Source organism: Polynucleobacter sp. MWH-Berg-3C6, from assembly GCF_018881855.1.
Taxonomy (GTDB): domain Bacteria; phylum Pseudomonadota; class Gammaproteobacteria; order Burkholderiales; family Burkholderiaceae; genus Polynucleobacter.
In genome coordinates, this window is record NZ_JACVPN010000005.1 from 244,922 (window position 1) to 258,672 (window position 13,751).

At 45.9% G+C, this 13,751-nt stretch carries 11 protein-coding genes, 1 other RNA gene, 1 pseudogene and 1 riboswitch; of the genes and pseudogenes, 7 read left to right on the forward strand and 6 right to left on the reverse strand.

Features of this window, described 5'->3' with window-relative positions; all coding sequences use genetic code 11:
- Positions 1-34: 34 nt before the first annotated feature.
- Positions 35-250: riboswitch (cobalamin riboswitch) on the forward strand.
- Positions 251-393: 143 nt separating this feature from the next.
- The 5 genes and pseudogenes from ICN13_RS09345 to ICN13_RS09365 all read left to right on the forward strand — a co-directional run bounded on the left by ICN13_RS09345 (position 394) and on the right by ICN13_RS09365 (position 4,212).
- A complete protein-coding gene (locus ICN13_RS09345) occupies positions 394-2,529 on the forward strand; it encodes a TonB-dependent receptor (RefSeq protein WP_216140080.1) in 2,136 nt (711 codons plus the stop codon).
- Between the two features lie 71 nt (positions 2,530-2,600).
- Positions 2,601-2,882, forward strand: coding sequence for a hypothetical protein (locus tag ICN13_RS09350; RefSeq protein ID WP_216140081.1), 282 nt, complete (start codon positions 2,601-2,603; stop codon positions 2,880-2,882).
- Positions 2,857-3,075, forward strand: a pseudogene (locus ICN13_RS10235) (cell division protein ZapA); the annotation flags it as partial. The gene ICN13_RS09350 and the pseudogene ICN13_RS10235, both read left to right, overlap by 26 nt.
- Positions 3,076-3,174: 99 nt before the next feature.
- Positions 3,175-3,393: non-coding RNA, 6S RNA (ssrS, locus tag ICN13_RS09360), on the forward strand.
- Positions 3,394-4,212, forward strand: a complete 819-nt coding sequence (locus ICN13_RS09365) for a sulfite exporter TauE/SafE family protein (protein WP_216140082.1) — start codon at positions 3,394-3,396, stop codon at positions 4,210-4,212. It begins immediately after the preceding RNA gene.
- Here the strand turns inward: ICN13_RS09365 and ICN13_RS09370 are convergent, their stop codons facing one another.
- The 6 genes from ICN13_RS09370 to ICN13_RS09395 form a co-directional block, all read right to left on the reverse strand.
- The gene (locus ICN13_RS09370; protein ID WP_216140083.1) at positions 4,213-5,736 is read right to left on the reverse strand and encodes a malonyl-CoA synthase; all 1,524 of its coding nucleotides are present in this window, start codon (positions 5,734-5,736) and stop codon (positions 4,213-4,215) included.
- Positions 5,737-5,781: 45 nt separating this feature from the next.
- Positions 5,782-6,765, reverse strand: a complete 984-nt coding sequence (locus ICN13_RS09375; protein WP_216140084.1) for a tripartite tricarboxylate transporter substrate binding protein — start codon at positions 6,763-6,765, stop codon at positions 5,782-5,784.
- Between the two features lie 162 nt (positions 6,766-6,927).
- On the reverse strand, positions 6,928-8,232 hold the full coding sequence (locus ICN13_RS09380) for a malonyl-CoA decarboxylase domain-containing protein (RefSeq protein ID WP_216140085.1): 1,305 nt from the start codon (positions 8,230-8,232) through the stop codon (positions 6,928-6,930).
- Between the two features lie 160 nt (positions 8,233-8,392).
- Entirely contained in the window at positions 8,393-9,178 is a 786-nt protein-coding gene (gene lgt / locus ICN13_RS09385; RefSeq protein ID WP_216140086.1) for a prolipoprotein diacylglyceryl transferase, read from the reverse strand.
- 3 nt (positions 9,179-9,181) lie between these two features.
- Positions 9,182-9,646 (reverse strand): DNA polymerase III subunit chi, encoded by a 465-nt coding sequence (locus tag ICN13_RS09390; protein WP_216140087.1) that lies wholly within the window; start codon positions 9,644-9,646, stop codon positions 9,182-9,184.
- A 14-nt stretch (positions 9,647-9,660) separates the two neighbouring features.
- Positions 9,661-11,265: a leucyl aminopeptidase gene (locus ICN13_RS09395; protein WP_216140088.1), complete on the reverse strand. Its 1,605-nt coding sequence runs from the start codon at positions 11,263-11,265 to the stop codon at positions 9,661-9,663.
- A 161-nt stretch (positions 11,266-11,426) separates the two neighbouring features.
- On the opposite strand from ICN13_RS09395, the gene lptF reads away from it, so the two are divergent.
- Both lptF and lptG read left to right on the forward strand, forming a co-directional pair.
- Entirely contained in the window at positions 11,427-12,542 is a 1,116-nt protein-coding gene (gene lptF / locus ICN13_RS09400; RefSeq protein ID WP_216140089.1) for an LPS export ABC transporter permease LptF, read from the forward strand.
- Entirely contained in the window at positions 12,539-13,693 is a 1,155-nt protein-coding gene (lptG, locus tag ICN13_RS09405; RefSeq protein ID WP_216140090.1) for an LPS export ABC transporter permease LptG, read from the forward strand. Before lptF ends, lptG begins: the two co-directional genes overlap by 4 nt.
- The last annotated feature ends 58 nt before the right edge of the window (positions 13,694-13,751 follow it).

Sequence of the window (13,751 nt, forward strand, 5' to 3'; positions counted from 1 at the left end):
TTAGATAAAAACCCTAATACGGACTGTAGTTAGGCTAGAATCAACTGGTCGTGGTGCTCTTTTGCATTGCAATCGAGTTAAACGGGAAACACTAAACGTGTGCTGCCCCCGCAACGGTAGGTAAATACGCCTTTTGCTCATTTTTTAGGCGTCAGGAATCTGACAAAGCCACTGTGCGCGTCAATCGCATGGGAAGGCCAGATTCTGATATTTACTAGCCCGGATACCGGCCAAGACAGGTGGAATTTCGCGGACGGGGACCTTCGCGCGCCGATGACAGCGCCTGGTCCTAAGATCTTGCGCCCAATTGACGCCCGAACCCCTGCACATGAAATTCTGTTCGACCCAGCTTACGGGGAAGTGAGCTAGGCATTCGATAACAGGAAGCATGTCATGAAACAGCAGTTCAGCAAGAAAAAGATCGCCTTATTCTGCGGCGCATTCTTTACCATCAGTAGTCCATCTTTAGCATTTGCCCAAAGTTCACAGTCCACTGTTGTTGTGACCGGCTCGCGCTTCGAAGAAAACCTGAATGAAGTTCCCGCGAATGTGAAAGTGATTACGCGTGATGAGATATCCAGTTCAACATCAAACAATATTCCCGATGTTCTCTCTCAAATTGGCGGCCTCAATGTCCGCAATATCAATGGTGGGGGTCAACTTAACCTAGATGCCACAGTTGATATGGGTGGCTACGGAATGACCGCTGGAAGCACCACTCTGATATTGATTGATGGGCAAAGAATTAACCCAATTGATTCATCATCGGTTATGTGGGAGTCCATTCCGATAGATTCGATTGAGCGGATTGAGGTCCTACAAGGAGGCGCCAGCGTTCAATATGGTAACGGTGCAGTCGGTGGCGTGATTAATATCATCACCAATGGAAATACCTCTAAGCTTAATCAAGCCAGCACAAGCTATGGCAGTTACAACACTCTCATTAACAATGCGATTCTTCGCGATACATATCGAGATACCACCTATCAACTGACTGCTAATAGCTCCAATACCAATGGATGGAGACAAAATTCAGCAGCCAATGCTTATGCATTCGATGCGAAAGTTATTCAGAAATTTGGTGGGATAGACAAAATCTATACGGACGTCTTTTATGGCTATACAAATCAACAGCTTCCTGGCGCAGTCATTGGACAAGTGGGGAGCGGAAATCCGCAATCGGCTTATTTCAAAAATATTGGCGCAAATAATACCGTCAATAACTTGGGATTTCGTTTTGGCGGAACCAAAGAATTATCCAAGGGATACATCGGGGAACTAGACACTTCATATACCAATAAAACTTCGTTTAATTACTACCCCTTTTATGACACGACAGCAGCCATCAATACCACTAGCGGTTTTCCAGTATGGTCAAACACCAACAATACGCTTTCTGGCTGGCAACTCAATCTTTCGCCTCGGGTGAAGGCTGACTTTGGCCCCCTGGGCACAACGATTGTGGGGTATGAGTTTAATAAAGCTGGACAGGGATCTGTTGGCTCCTATGGCTCAAATCAATTAAATAGCTACATGATTCCACAAGGCTACATTACCAATCCAAGCGGTCAAACCAATAACATTCAAAACGCTGCCCTATTGAATCAGTCGGTATATGGACTAATCAAGGTTCCAATTGCTAAAGGTATCAGCTTTGCAGGTGGCGCAAGACGCCAAACACAGCAAGCAAATACCTATTACTCTGCCGTCGGCTCAACTGATGGCCCCTCGAATGCAAACCAAACTTTTTCAGCCAATGCTGGAGATGCCGCATTTAATTTCAATTACGCAAAGAATCAAAATCTCTACATAAAATGGAATCAATCGTATCGCTTTCCTAATATTGATGAATTTTGGGGCTCTGACCCAACCACAGGTGTGCAAGTTTTTAATGGCATCTTGAGACCTCAAACTGCCCAGACCTATGAGCTTGGAGGCAATTGGTTGCTCCAAAGTCTAAAAGTAAATGGCTCCATATTCTCTTCTGTTTCTCAAAATGAAATTACTTACAACCCCATAACGGGGGCTAACTACAACTCCCCGAATAACATCAATCGACGGGGTGTGGTGATTGATTCATCTGTCAATCTCACCAATCGCATTAGTGTGGCGGGCGGCGGGAAGTTTCAGCGCTCATACTATGCTGATGGAATATATACGGGGCAATCAATTGCAGTCACCCCCGATTTACTCTTGAATGCAAGAGCTAGCTATTTAATCGACCAAAGTTGGTCAATTGGTGGCATTGTCAACTACGTTAGTACTCAGCATTACGATGCCGGAACCAACACTACCGTTTATAACTCTCTAGCATTGATGCCCTCCTACACTGTCGGTGACGTGTACTTAAATTACAAAACAGGGGGATGGGATACTAAGTTCACAATCAAGAATGTCGGCAATGCTTTGTATGCAACTTACGGGGGTTATACCTCTACCCAGGGCGCAAGTGGATCATTTTCTAACAATTACTACTACTACCCTAGTGACCGCAGAGCGTACTACTTAACAGCCAGATATACCTTTTGAGACTACTGGCCATAATCAAGGGCCCTCGGGCGAGTTTTCACAAGGCTTGATCAAAAAGCTACAATGGTGGAATGTATGAGCCAAACCCTCTTTCCTCTGGCGATGTAGGTCTAGATGCCCTCAGTGCATCTATTCAACGCCTGTCTGAAAAGATTGCCTTAGTTTCTGATGCAGTAAAAAACCTATCGCAGAACCGGGTTCATCTTGAAGGAAAAATTGAGGGTGCACAGAAGCGCATTCAACATATCTTGAGTCGCCTACCAGAGCAAAGTGATGGTCGCCAACTGAACTTACTTGGCGAAGCTATTCCACCTACCAACGCAGAGGATGATAGTGAGCCAACAACGCATTGAAGTAACCCTAGCTGGGCAAAAAATTACTCTCGCTACGAGCGTAGAGCACGAGCCTTTACTTCGTGCTGCTTGCGTCTTGGTTGATGAGCAAATTCAACTGGCTATTAGCGGTGGCAATCGTAGCATTGAACGCGCCAGCATGATGGCTGCACTTAAAATTGCTGGCGACCTGATTAAGCTACAAAAAGAATCGCAGCAAAGCCCTTCTTCTAATGTGAGCTCTGATGAAGTTGCAAGACTGCAAGCAGAGATCCACACCCTTGAAGATCAGGTTGATGCTTTGATGCAAACCCTTTCCCTGCCTGGTTCGCCAAGGCCAATAGTTCCTTGAACCGATGCGCATGCATCCGGAACGATCTTTACCTTGTGGGCGTGAGCGTTTTGCTGATTCACAGTGCCAACTTAGACTTGGTTACTCCCTGAAACACTTAATGCACCCGAAACAGAGTAGCCGTTCCACCTTGAACCTTAGGGTTCAGGATGACGGCCTAGCGGCCAAGGCGGGGAATCCATGTTACTAACTGATATTGCAATGCTCATGCTGTGCGGTAGCATCGCTGGTTTTCTGGCGGGGCTTCTTGGCATCGGTGGAGGCATGATCCTCGTGCCCTTCATGATCTTGGTATTTAACCACCTCAATTTTGATCAAAGCGTCATCGTGCATATGGCAATTGCCACAGGGATGGCAACCATTCTCTTTACGACAACCTCTGCCATTTGGGCGCATCACAAACATGGCTCCATTGATTGGAAATTGGTTGCAGCATTTAGCCCTGGATTGGTTGCAGGAAGCCTCATTGGTGGTAGTGAAATTTTTGAGGCACTCAACACCTCATGGCTATCACTCTTTTTTGCGATCTTTATTGTCTACACATCTATTCAGATGATTCTGAATAAGAAACCTGGCGCCGGCCGTGAGTTACCTGGCGCCCTAGGATTATTTTCATTCGGGGGCTTTGCAGGCTGTCTAGCTAGCCTAGTTGGTGCAGGTGGCGCATTTATTACAGTGCCATTTATGCTCTGGTGCAATGTCAAACCCCATGTCGCCATGGCAAGCTCTTCTGGCTTAGGATTTCCGATTGCAGCAGCTGCAACCATTGGCTATATGTATGGCAGCTGGGACTACCCCAATCTACCTGCAGGATCTTTAGGTTTTGTATATGTGCCAGCGGTTGCCTGCATCGTGGCAGTCAGCATTTTTACTGCTCCGCTGGGAGCCAAGATGGCGCGTAAGCTCAATGTTGCTCAGCTCAAGCGTATCTTCGGTGTCATGTTGTTTTTCCTTGCAGCCTTCATGTTCAATGAAAGCCGCAAGGCATTTGGCTTCTAATTACTGCGTGTACTGCTGACGCAAAATATTCTTTTGCACTTTACCCATTGCATTACGCGGTAAGTCAGCAACAATTTCTAAGCGCTTGGGAATCTTAAAGTTAGCAATCTGAGTTTTAAGCGTTGCAATCATTGCCTCGGCATTTAACTTCACACCCGCTTTAGGAACTACTACCGCCATCACAGCTTCGCCAAAGTCTGGATGCGGAATGCCGATCACGGCACTCTCATCTACACCATCCATATCGTCGATAAAGCCTTCGATCTCTTTTGGATACACGTTGTAGCCGCCAGAAATAATGAGGTCTTTACTACGGCCAACAATGCATAAGTAGTCTTTTGGAGCTTTGCCACCATTGGCATCACCACCCCAACGTCCAACGTCGCCCGTCTTGAACCAACCGTCTTTAGTAAATTCTTCTGCGGTCTTCTCCGGCATGCGCCAGTAGCCTTTAAATATATTTGGGCCTTTAACCTGGATGCTACCGATTTCATCAACGCCGCATGGCTTATTGCTTTCATTCACGACGCGCACCTTAACGCCAGGCAATGGCAAGCCAACAGAACCGCCAACGCGAGCACCTTTATACGGATTAGAAACTAACATCACTGTTTCACTCATACCGTAGCGCTCTAGGATTGGCTGACCAATCACTTGCTTGAAAGTATTAAATGTTTCTGTCAACAATGGTGCTGAACCAGAAATGAACAAGCGCATATTACGCGCCACCTTCTTATTAAAGCCTTTATCAGCCAACAAACGTACATAGAAGGTAGGTACGCCCATCATCACGGTAGATTGAGGCATGTGCTTAATCAATTGAGCCGTATCTAAACGTGGCAGCCAAATCATTTTGCTACCGTTAATTAATGCTCCATGCGCTGCGACAAATAATCCATGAACATGGAAGATAGGCAATGCATGTAGCAATACATCACCTTTTTTCCAGCCCCAGAATTTTTGCAAGACCTGAGCATTACTGCCCAAGTTTTTATGCGTCAGCATCGCACCCTTGCTACGGCCAGTAGTACCTGAGGTATACAGAATGGCTGCGAGGTCATCATCTTTAGCGGGGACCGTGGTGAACTTGTCGCTCAAGCCACCTGCACGCTCAAGTAAGGTACCTGTACGATTTTCATCAAGAGTAAAGACATGCTTGGTACCCGCTTTCGCAGCTACCTTAGATACCCAAGAAAAGTTCTTGCTACTGCAAACCACTACAGCCGGCTCTGCATTCTCCAGAAAGTACTGGATTTCAGCAGCCTGATAGGCAGTATTGAGTGGCAGATATACATAGCCTGCACGAATCGTAGCCAAATATAGAAAGAGAGCCTCGGGTGATTTCTCAACCTGGACAGCAACCCGAGAACCAGCGGGCAGCTTCAGACTCTTGAGTAGATTTGCCATCTTAGCGGTGGCGCCCTCAAGGTCAGCCCAGGAGTAATACAAACCATCATGCGTTTCTAAAGCGCATGCTTTCTTATCTTTTGGAAACCCTTTTTCCAATAGTGAATATAAATTCATGAGACTCTCAAATCTAACTAGTAATAATGATTAGCAATGCAGGTATTAATCCAACTTGGCGCCAGAAGCTTTAGCCACTGCAGCCCAACGCTTGATATCGGCATTGACAAACTTACCAAATGCATCACCTGTCAAGTTTGGAGTGTCAGATCCGTTATTGGTCCAAATGGTTTTTAGTTCTGGATTATTGATAGCCTTTTGTACTTCAACAATCATCTTGTCGATGATTGGTTGAGGGGTACCCTTAGGTGCAAATAAGCCATACCAAGTAGATACTTCATAACCGACTAGACCTGCTTCTGCAGCTGTTGGCACATTCGGAAATCCTGGAGCACGCTTTTGTGAAGCCACTGCCAGGGCAACAATGGAGCCATTCTTAATTTGCGCAGCGGATGAACCTAAACCATCAAACTCAATGTCAACTTGACCGGCAATCAGGTCTTGCATTGCTGGGCCAGCGCCACGATATGGAATATGGGTAATAAACGTCTTTGTCAACATCTTGAACTGTTCACCAGCCAAGTGATGTGAAGAGCCATTACCTGCACTAGCGTAGTTGAATTTGCCAGGGTTCTTTTTCAGAAGCGCGATGAACTCTTTCAAATCCTTAACTTGTACGTTCTTCGGATTTACAACGATGACTTGAGGAGGGTTTGCAATCATCGCCACTGGAATAAAGCTCTTCTCAATGTCGTAATCTAAATTTGGGTACATCGCTGGAGCAATCGCATGGTGTGCTGCTCCCACAAAGAAGGAATAACCATCTGGAGCTGCTTTGGCTGCAATCGAGGCGCCGAGGGTACCACCTGCACCACCGCGGTTATCAATAATGATTTGCTTACCCAACTGTTTAGTCAACTGTGCAGCCAACGGTCTTGCAAAAGCATCTGTACCACCACCCGCAGGGAAAGGTACGATAAAAGTAATCGGCTTATTAGGCCACTCTTGCGCAATCACCATCAAGGGTGCAGCACAAGCTAAGAATAGAAACTGCTTTACAAGGCTTGAAAATTTTAATTGCTTCAACATTTTTGTCTCCTCCACTTGCCATTTTTATTGGCTATATACACAACATTTAGGCATCAATAATGCCTTCTTATTTACTGCTTTGTGACGCTTAGCTTACTCCATGAGCCCCTAGGCGAATACTCTTTGAATTCTGCCTTTGGGTGCCTCCTCCTCAATTCCTATTTAGAGCGTCATTAAACGGCCCACCGCCCTTGAATAATCGATCTCACCCAAGGTAAACCGCTCGTGGTTTTCCTCCACAGAAGAAAGATCGTACAAATAATTCACCATTAATGCTGCTGATTGGCGTAGCCCCTTGCGCGAAAGATCTCCCGCCCAATTGATTTGATGAAGCTTAGCGCCATTGCCTAAGTGAAACTTAGCAACCGGATTGCCATTACGACCGGCAGAGCCGAGACCCAAATAAATACTTGCGAGACACATCAATGCCGCTTTTTCTTTTTCGGTGGCATTGTCAGGATGCCATCCAGCACTTAAGCGCTCAGTCCAAGAACGCTTCTCAAGCCCAATAGTCTCTAATGCTTGTTCTCGCGCCATTCTGATAGCAGGCTTGAGTTGCACGCTGGCTTTTTCACCGCCGATATCAGCGCCGCTAGCTACCCAATCAATAAATCCAGGAATCGGTGACAAGGTCACGAAAGTTTTCAGCCCAGGAAACTCTGCATGTAATTGCTCAGCAACTCGCTTAATCAAGAAGTTGCCCATAGAGACGCCGCGCAATCCAGGCTCGCAGTTACTAATGGAATAAAAAGCTGCCACTTTGTAGTTGGAAGTCTGGTGCACTGTTTCTGCTTTTTTATCCACAAGTGGGGTAATCACTGCAGGGATCTCAGGCAGCAATGCCACCTCAACGAAGATCAATGGCTCATTAGGCAACTGAGGATGGAAGAAAGCAAAGCATCTGCGATCAGGCTGCAAGCGGCGGCGCAGGTCATCCCAGCCATCAATCGCATGCACTGCTTCATGCTGAATGAGTTTTTCCAACACTTCTGCTGGTGACTTCCAATCAACGCGGTGCATCTTTAAGAAGCCTGGATTAAACCAGGAAGAAAGAAGATGGCGTAAATCAAAATCTACTGCAGTTAACTCAGGCTGTTTATCGAGCAATTGCAACAGATCGCGGCGCATCGCCACCAATGCAGCAGTACCATCGGTTGCGCGGTTTAAGCGACGAAATAATTCTTGCCTTGGTGGCTCAGCAACTCGCTGCAATTTAATATAGTTGCGAGCATTGCCTTCGGCAGAAAAGTTTTGAGCAGCAGCCATCACTGCTACAGGATCAGGATTGAGCTTTTGAAATAAGAAAGTAAAAAACTTAGCGTGCTGATCTTTTGTTAACTTGCGGTAATTATGAATCACCTCATCAGCCATGCTGACGGCATTAGACTCACCGCGCTCAGAAATGAGGCGATTCACAGCGCCGGTGACGCGCGAAAAATAACGGGCTTTTGCTAACTTTTCAAGCATGAGGTCTTTTCAGAAATACAACTAACAAAAACGGTAAATCAATGTATTCCTGCAAAGGCAAGGAAATCCATGAAGCTGTGATTGTATCTAGAGAATATAGGTATTTAGATATTGTTGCGTTGCAACATAATCACCTCAATCCCTAGGCAAATTTTTATGCCTAGGACTTCGATTTAAATGCCGTCATCAGGTAGAGGCCAAAAAGGATCATCGGTATACATAGCCATTGGCCCATCGATAAACCGAGACCTAAGAGACCAAGAAAAGCATCTGGCTCGCGTGCATATTCAGCTAAGAAGCGACAGATGCCGTAGCCTAATAAAAACAGTCCTGAGACCTGGCCTATGCGATGTTGCTTACTAGAGTAAATCCACAGCACTACTCCCAGCAAAATTCCTTCACCCAGAAATTGGTAGATTTGAGAGGGGTGGCGCGGGAGGTTATCGACCAAAGGAAATACCATGGCCCAAGGCACATCTGTGGGTCGCCCCCACAACTCGCCATTAATAAAGTTACCTAATCTTCCAAAGGCCAAACCAAATGGCACTAAAGGCGCCACTAAATCACTCACCACAAAAAAAGTAGTATTCCGTTTTTTGGCAAACCAATACAACGCAGTTAGAACACCAAGCAATCCACCGTGGAAAGACATCCCACCTTCCCAAATTTTCAGAATATCTAAAGGGTTGGCAAGATAATGGCCGGGCATATAAAACAAGACATACCCTAGACGACCGCCGAGAACAACACCCAAGACTCCTGAAAATAGAAGATCTTCAAGGTCTTTATAACTCCAACCTAGGGCTTGATAGCGTGCCGCACGAATACGTAAACGGCCTAACAATAGAAACTGTGCAAAGGCCATGAGATACATCAAGCCATACCAATGAATTGCAAATGATCCAATCCGAATCGCCGCTGGATCAAACTGAGGATGAATCAACATACCTTAACTCTTAGATTGGTCAAAGTTGTGCAACTCGTGACCAAGATCGCGGTAGGCTTTATAACGCTCGCGCCCCGCTAGGCGTTCCGCCTCATCGACTGTGACCACCTCAACAATGCGAGGAAAGCGTGCGACTAAAGCAGCTACATCTTGTGGCATACGCATTCCTAAGTGAATCATGACATCGGCATGAGGTACGCCTGATAAAGCTGGAGTAGCAAAATCATCGGTCAATACGATTGGTGTTTCACTTGCAGCTTCATCATCGATAAAGCAATGCGGCAAAAAATCAGTGCTACTGAAAGTCCAGAGTAGCTCATCCAATTTTTTAAGATCAGCCTTCTCTCCAACCATGACGATATTGCGCACCGGTTGACCTGCGGCAGTAGCGCTCCAAATTTTGCGCGTTAGGCGACAAGCGTATTCCAGCTTGTCTGCTACATTGCTATGAAAGTCGATGCGGGCCATATTGCTATTAAGACTTACTTTTGCTCAAGCAAGAAGTTCACCAACAAAGGCACTGGACGACCAGTAGAGCCTTTAGCAGCCCCACTCTTCCAGGCAGTACCAGCAATATCTAAGTGAGCCCACTTGTACTTTTCGGTAAAACGCGACAAGAAGCAGGCTGCTGTAACACTACCTGCGGGACGCCCACCAATATTGGCAACGTCAGCAAAATTAGACTTGAGCTGCTCATGGTAAGCCGCATCCAGGGGCAAGCGCCAGACGGTGTCTAAGGAAGCTTTGCCTGCTTTGGTCAGCGCGTTAACCAAATCTTCGTCATCTGAAAACAAGCCGCTATGTACATGACCCAAAGCGATGATGCATGCGCCAGTTAATGTGGCTATATCAATTACCGCCTTCGGCTTAAAGCGCTCAACATAAGTGAGTGCATCACACAAAATCAAACGGCCCTCAGCATCCGTATTGAGAATCTCAATTGTTTGGCCAGACATGCTCTTCACAATATCGCCAGGACGAGTTGCTTGACCAGATGGCATGTTCTCGCAAGTTGGAATCACGCCAATCACGTTCTTATTAAGCTTCATCAAGCCAGCCGCATACAAAGTACCAATGACTGAAGCTGCACCGCACATGTCGTACTTCATCTCATCCATGGCTTCGCCTGGTTTTAATGAAATACCACCGGTATCAAAGGTAATACCTTTACCCACCAAGACAATCGGCGCATCGCCAGCCTTACCACCTTGATGACGCATCACAATAAATTGAGGAGGCGTTTCAGATCCTTGAGCAACCGACAGGAATGAGCCCATACCCAAAGCTTCTATTTGCTTTTTGCCTAGCACTTCGACTTTCAGGCCAACTTTTTTGCTAAGGCCTTGAGCTGTCTTAGCCAAGTAAGTCGGGGTGCAAACGTTTGGCGGAAGATTGCCCAAATCTTTTGCGAGGTGCATACCTTCAACCATTGCAAGTCCTTGCTCTACCGCAGACTTGAGCTCCTTAGCACAGGCGTTATTGCCGGCAAACACTAAATGCTTAAAAGTGTCGGCTTTGTCTTTGGCTTTAAATTTCATAGCCGGTTGACGTACGCCAAAACGATAGGCTTGATCACCGGCATACTGAATTGTTAGCCGAACTTCTTCAGCGATCAATTCTGCTTTTTGTCCAAAGCTCGGCACATACCAGAGTGCATTCTCAATCGATCCGCCACTTAATGCCTTTAATCCAGCGCGTACCACTTTTGAAAAGCTGGTCAGACTGCGTGCACTCTCTAGATGTAAGTCACCTGTACCCAGCAAGAGAACTCGCTTTGCCTTTACGCCATTCGTAGCCCAAGATTTTTCAGCGCGCAAGAGGCAGACGGAAGATTGTTTGTCATCCAGATCCCCCAGTGCATTGGCATGGCCTACTGAACCGCCTAGCAAGTGATCTAGCTCAGCCAAAAAGCCAGCCTTACTTTTCGCAGCTTTTGTGCCGCTAAAACTATCTAAGTCTGCTTTGGAATAGCCCAGAACCAAACAGTCAGAACTTTGAGCCAGCAGGCTTTTTAGACTGGAATTTAAGGCTTTTACGCTTTGGAGGTCAGCTTGAGGGAAAATCTTGGTACTAAATTGAATTGTCATAATCTATTGCGGTATGGTTAAGTCGATTCAGAGGGTAGGAAATTACTAAAACGGCACTTTTATCCATTATCCTCCGACATGAGATGAACTTCTTTTATCTGCGCCAATATAAGCCCTATAGACCCCACCAATAACCCCAGAATCCAGATAAATAGCTTCGCATGATTTTTAACCAAGCCCTCCGCCGCGAACTCAGTTTTACGACTGGTGGTGTTTTTTTGGTCCTGGTTACCATCATGGTCACAACCTTGGTTATCCGAATTTTGGGCTATGCAGCGAATGGCGCCGTCAATCCAGAAGACGCCCTAGTATTAATTGCACTCGCTACCCTTGGTTACCTGGCCGTCCTGCTAACCGTATCCCTATTTGTTGCAACCCTGATTGTTTTAGTACGTTGGTATAAAGACTCAGAAATGATTGTGTGGTTTGCCAGTGGCTTGAGCATTACGAATTTAATTCGCCCTATTCTGCAGTTTGCAACTCCACTCATCATCATCATTGCTCTCCTAGCTTTATTTGTGTGGCCGTGGGCTAATCGCGAATCCACTCTTATTAGTCAACGCTTTCAACAGCGCGATGACGTCTCAATGGTAAGCGCTGGACAATTTAGAGAATCAGCAAAAGCAGAGCGTGTATTTTTTATTGAAGAATTAGATATCGATAAGAGTGAAGTAAAAAATATTTTTGTCGCCGATTCCAAGGGTGGCAAGTTAAGCATTGCCGTATCTTCAACTGGCTACATTCAAAACTCGGAAGGCGGGGAGAAATCCATTGTTCTCCATAACGGCCGGCGCTATGAGGGCCAACCTACCCAGCCCGATTTCAGAATTCTGGAATTTGATGAGTACAGCACCAAAATTCGCAGTAAAGAAGCGCTTGCCCCGGCACCACGTGATCGAGAAAAAACGATCTCTGAACTACTTAATGACGAAAGCCCAACCGTCATTAATCCTAATCGTGCTGAATTACTGTGGCGCATTGGTCTACCGCTGATGGCACTGGGGTTGGTGTTGATTGCGATTCCACTAGCCTATGTCAACCCAAGACTAGGTAACTACACCGCCATGTTCTATGCAGTGTTAATTTATTTAATCTATAGCAACTTGCTGAATCTGACACAAAACTTTGTGTCCCAAGGAAAATTAAGTATGTTTGTTGGCATCTGGCCAATTCATGTTCTAGCATTTCTCATTGCCTTTGCCTTAATCCGCAACCGCATCAACCCCTCCTTAAAGTGGTGGCGCCGTCAGCTACCTGCTGGCTTTGGAAATAAATGAAGCTGCTCTTTCCTTTTATCTATGAGCGTTATTTAGCCAAACAAATTTATGCGGCTTTTGGTTTTATTTTATTTGCGCTAGTTGCCCTATTTCTGTTCTTTGATATCTTGAGTGAGCTCGGCTCTGTGCAAGGTGGCTATACCCTCCCCTTGGCCTTATTGCATGTTGTCTTAAAGGCACCAAGCCGCATCTCTGAAATTATTCCGATCGCAGGACTCATTGGCAGTATCTATGTTTTTGCCATGCTTGCTAGTCAATCAGAATTTACTATCCTACGTATTGCGGGCCTAGATGTGAAGCGAGGTCTCATCACCCTCACCAAAATTTCATTACCACTCGTAGTTCTCACTCTCCTGATGAGCGAATGGATTGGTCCCTATGCTGAATCTAAATCAGAGCGAGTGCGAATGAAAGCATTGGGATCTGCTTACTCCTCTCAATTTAGAACAGGTGTCTGGGTCAAGGATCGGCTGCGCGATGCAGATGGCAGCGGGCCTGTTCGGCCTGGCGTTCGTTACGTGAACGTCGGGAAAGTCGATAAGGATAATGAAATCCGTAATATTCGAATGTATGAATTCGATGACACCTACAACCTACTCTCGATTCGAACTGCTGCATCAGGCCAATTTGATGAAGCTGGCATTTGGGTGCTCAATGAAGTGGTCGAAACTCGCTTCAAAGAGACAAAACAATCTGACCCATTAAATGCGGCATTCTCTGCGCAAACATTTACGCACCCCATACTGACTTTAGAGTCTGAAGTCACGCCACAAATTTTGAGCGTGCTACTGATTAGCCCGGAAAAAATGTCTATCGTTAGCTTGGGTCGATTTATTTCCCATTTGCGTGATAACAAACAAGATGCGCAACGCCACTCAATCGCTTTTTGGAAAAAAGTGGTTTACCCCTTTACGATTTTTGTAATGCTAGCTTTGGCCCTACCTTTTGCTTACTTAAAAGTTCGTGCTGGTAGCGTAGGTATTAAGGTTTTTGGCGGCATCATGCTTGGTATGAGCTTCCAGCTCTTTAATTCCCTATTTTCAAATGTGGGACTTCTTGGTTCCTGGCCTGCCTTTATGACGGCATTAACACCGCCCCTCCTCTACCTACTGCTTGCCATAGCAGCATTACGCTGGGTATCTAAGGCTTAATACCCAAATTTCATTTAGAATTTGATTCCTATATCTTTGTTGATATATAGACAGGAAT

Bases quoted from the DNA above. Each gene is read 5' to 3' on its own strand.
- lgt (WP_216140086.1), bottom strand. From the start codon at position 9,178: ATGTTGATTCATCCTCAGTTTGATCCAGCGGCGATTCGGATTGGATCA.
- ICN13_RS09350 (WP_216140081.1), top strand. From the start codon at position 2,601: ATGTATGAGCCAAACCCTCTTTCCTCTGGCGATGTAGGTCTAGATGCC.
- lptF (WP_216140089.1), top strand. From the start codon at position 11,427: ATGATTTTTAACCAAGCCCTCCGCCGCGAACTCAGTTTTACGACTGGT.
- ICN13_RS09380 (WP_216140085.1), bottom strand. From the start codon at position 8,232: ATGCTTGAAAAGTTAGCAAAAGCCCGTTATTTTTCGCGCGTCACCGGC.
- ICN13_RS09345 (WP_216140080.1), top strand. From the start codon at position 394: ATGAAACAGCAGTTCAGCAAGAAAAAGATCGCCTTATTCTGCGGCGCA.
- ICN13_RS09375 (WP_216140084.1), bottom strand. From the start codon at position 6,765: ATGTTGAAGCAATTAAAATTTTCAAGCCTTGTAAAGCAGTTTCTATTC.
- ICN13_RS09390 (WP_216140087.1), bottom strand. From the start codon at position 9,646: ATGGCCCGCATCGACTTTCATAGCAATGTAGCAGACAAGCTGGAATAC.
- ICN13_RS09370 (WP_216140083.1), bottom strand. From the start codon at position 5,736: ATGAATTTATATTCACTATTGGAAAAAGGGTTTCCAAAAGATAAGAAA.
- ICN13_RS09365 (WP_216140082.1), top strand. From the start codon at position 3,394: ATGTTACTAACTGATATTGCAATGCTCATGCTGTGCGGTAGCATCGCT.
- lptG (WP_216140090.1), top strand. From the start codon at position 12,539: ATGAAGCTGCTCTTTCCTTTTATCTATGAGCGTTATTTAGCCAAACAA.
- ICN13_RS09395 (WP_216140088.1), bottom strand. From the start codon at position 11,265: ATGACAATTCAATTTAGTACCAAGATTTTCCCTCAAGCTGACCTCCAA.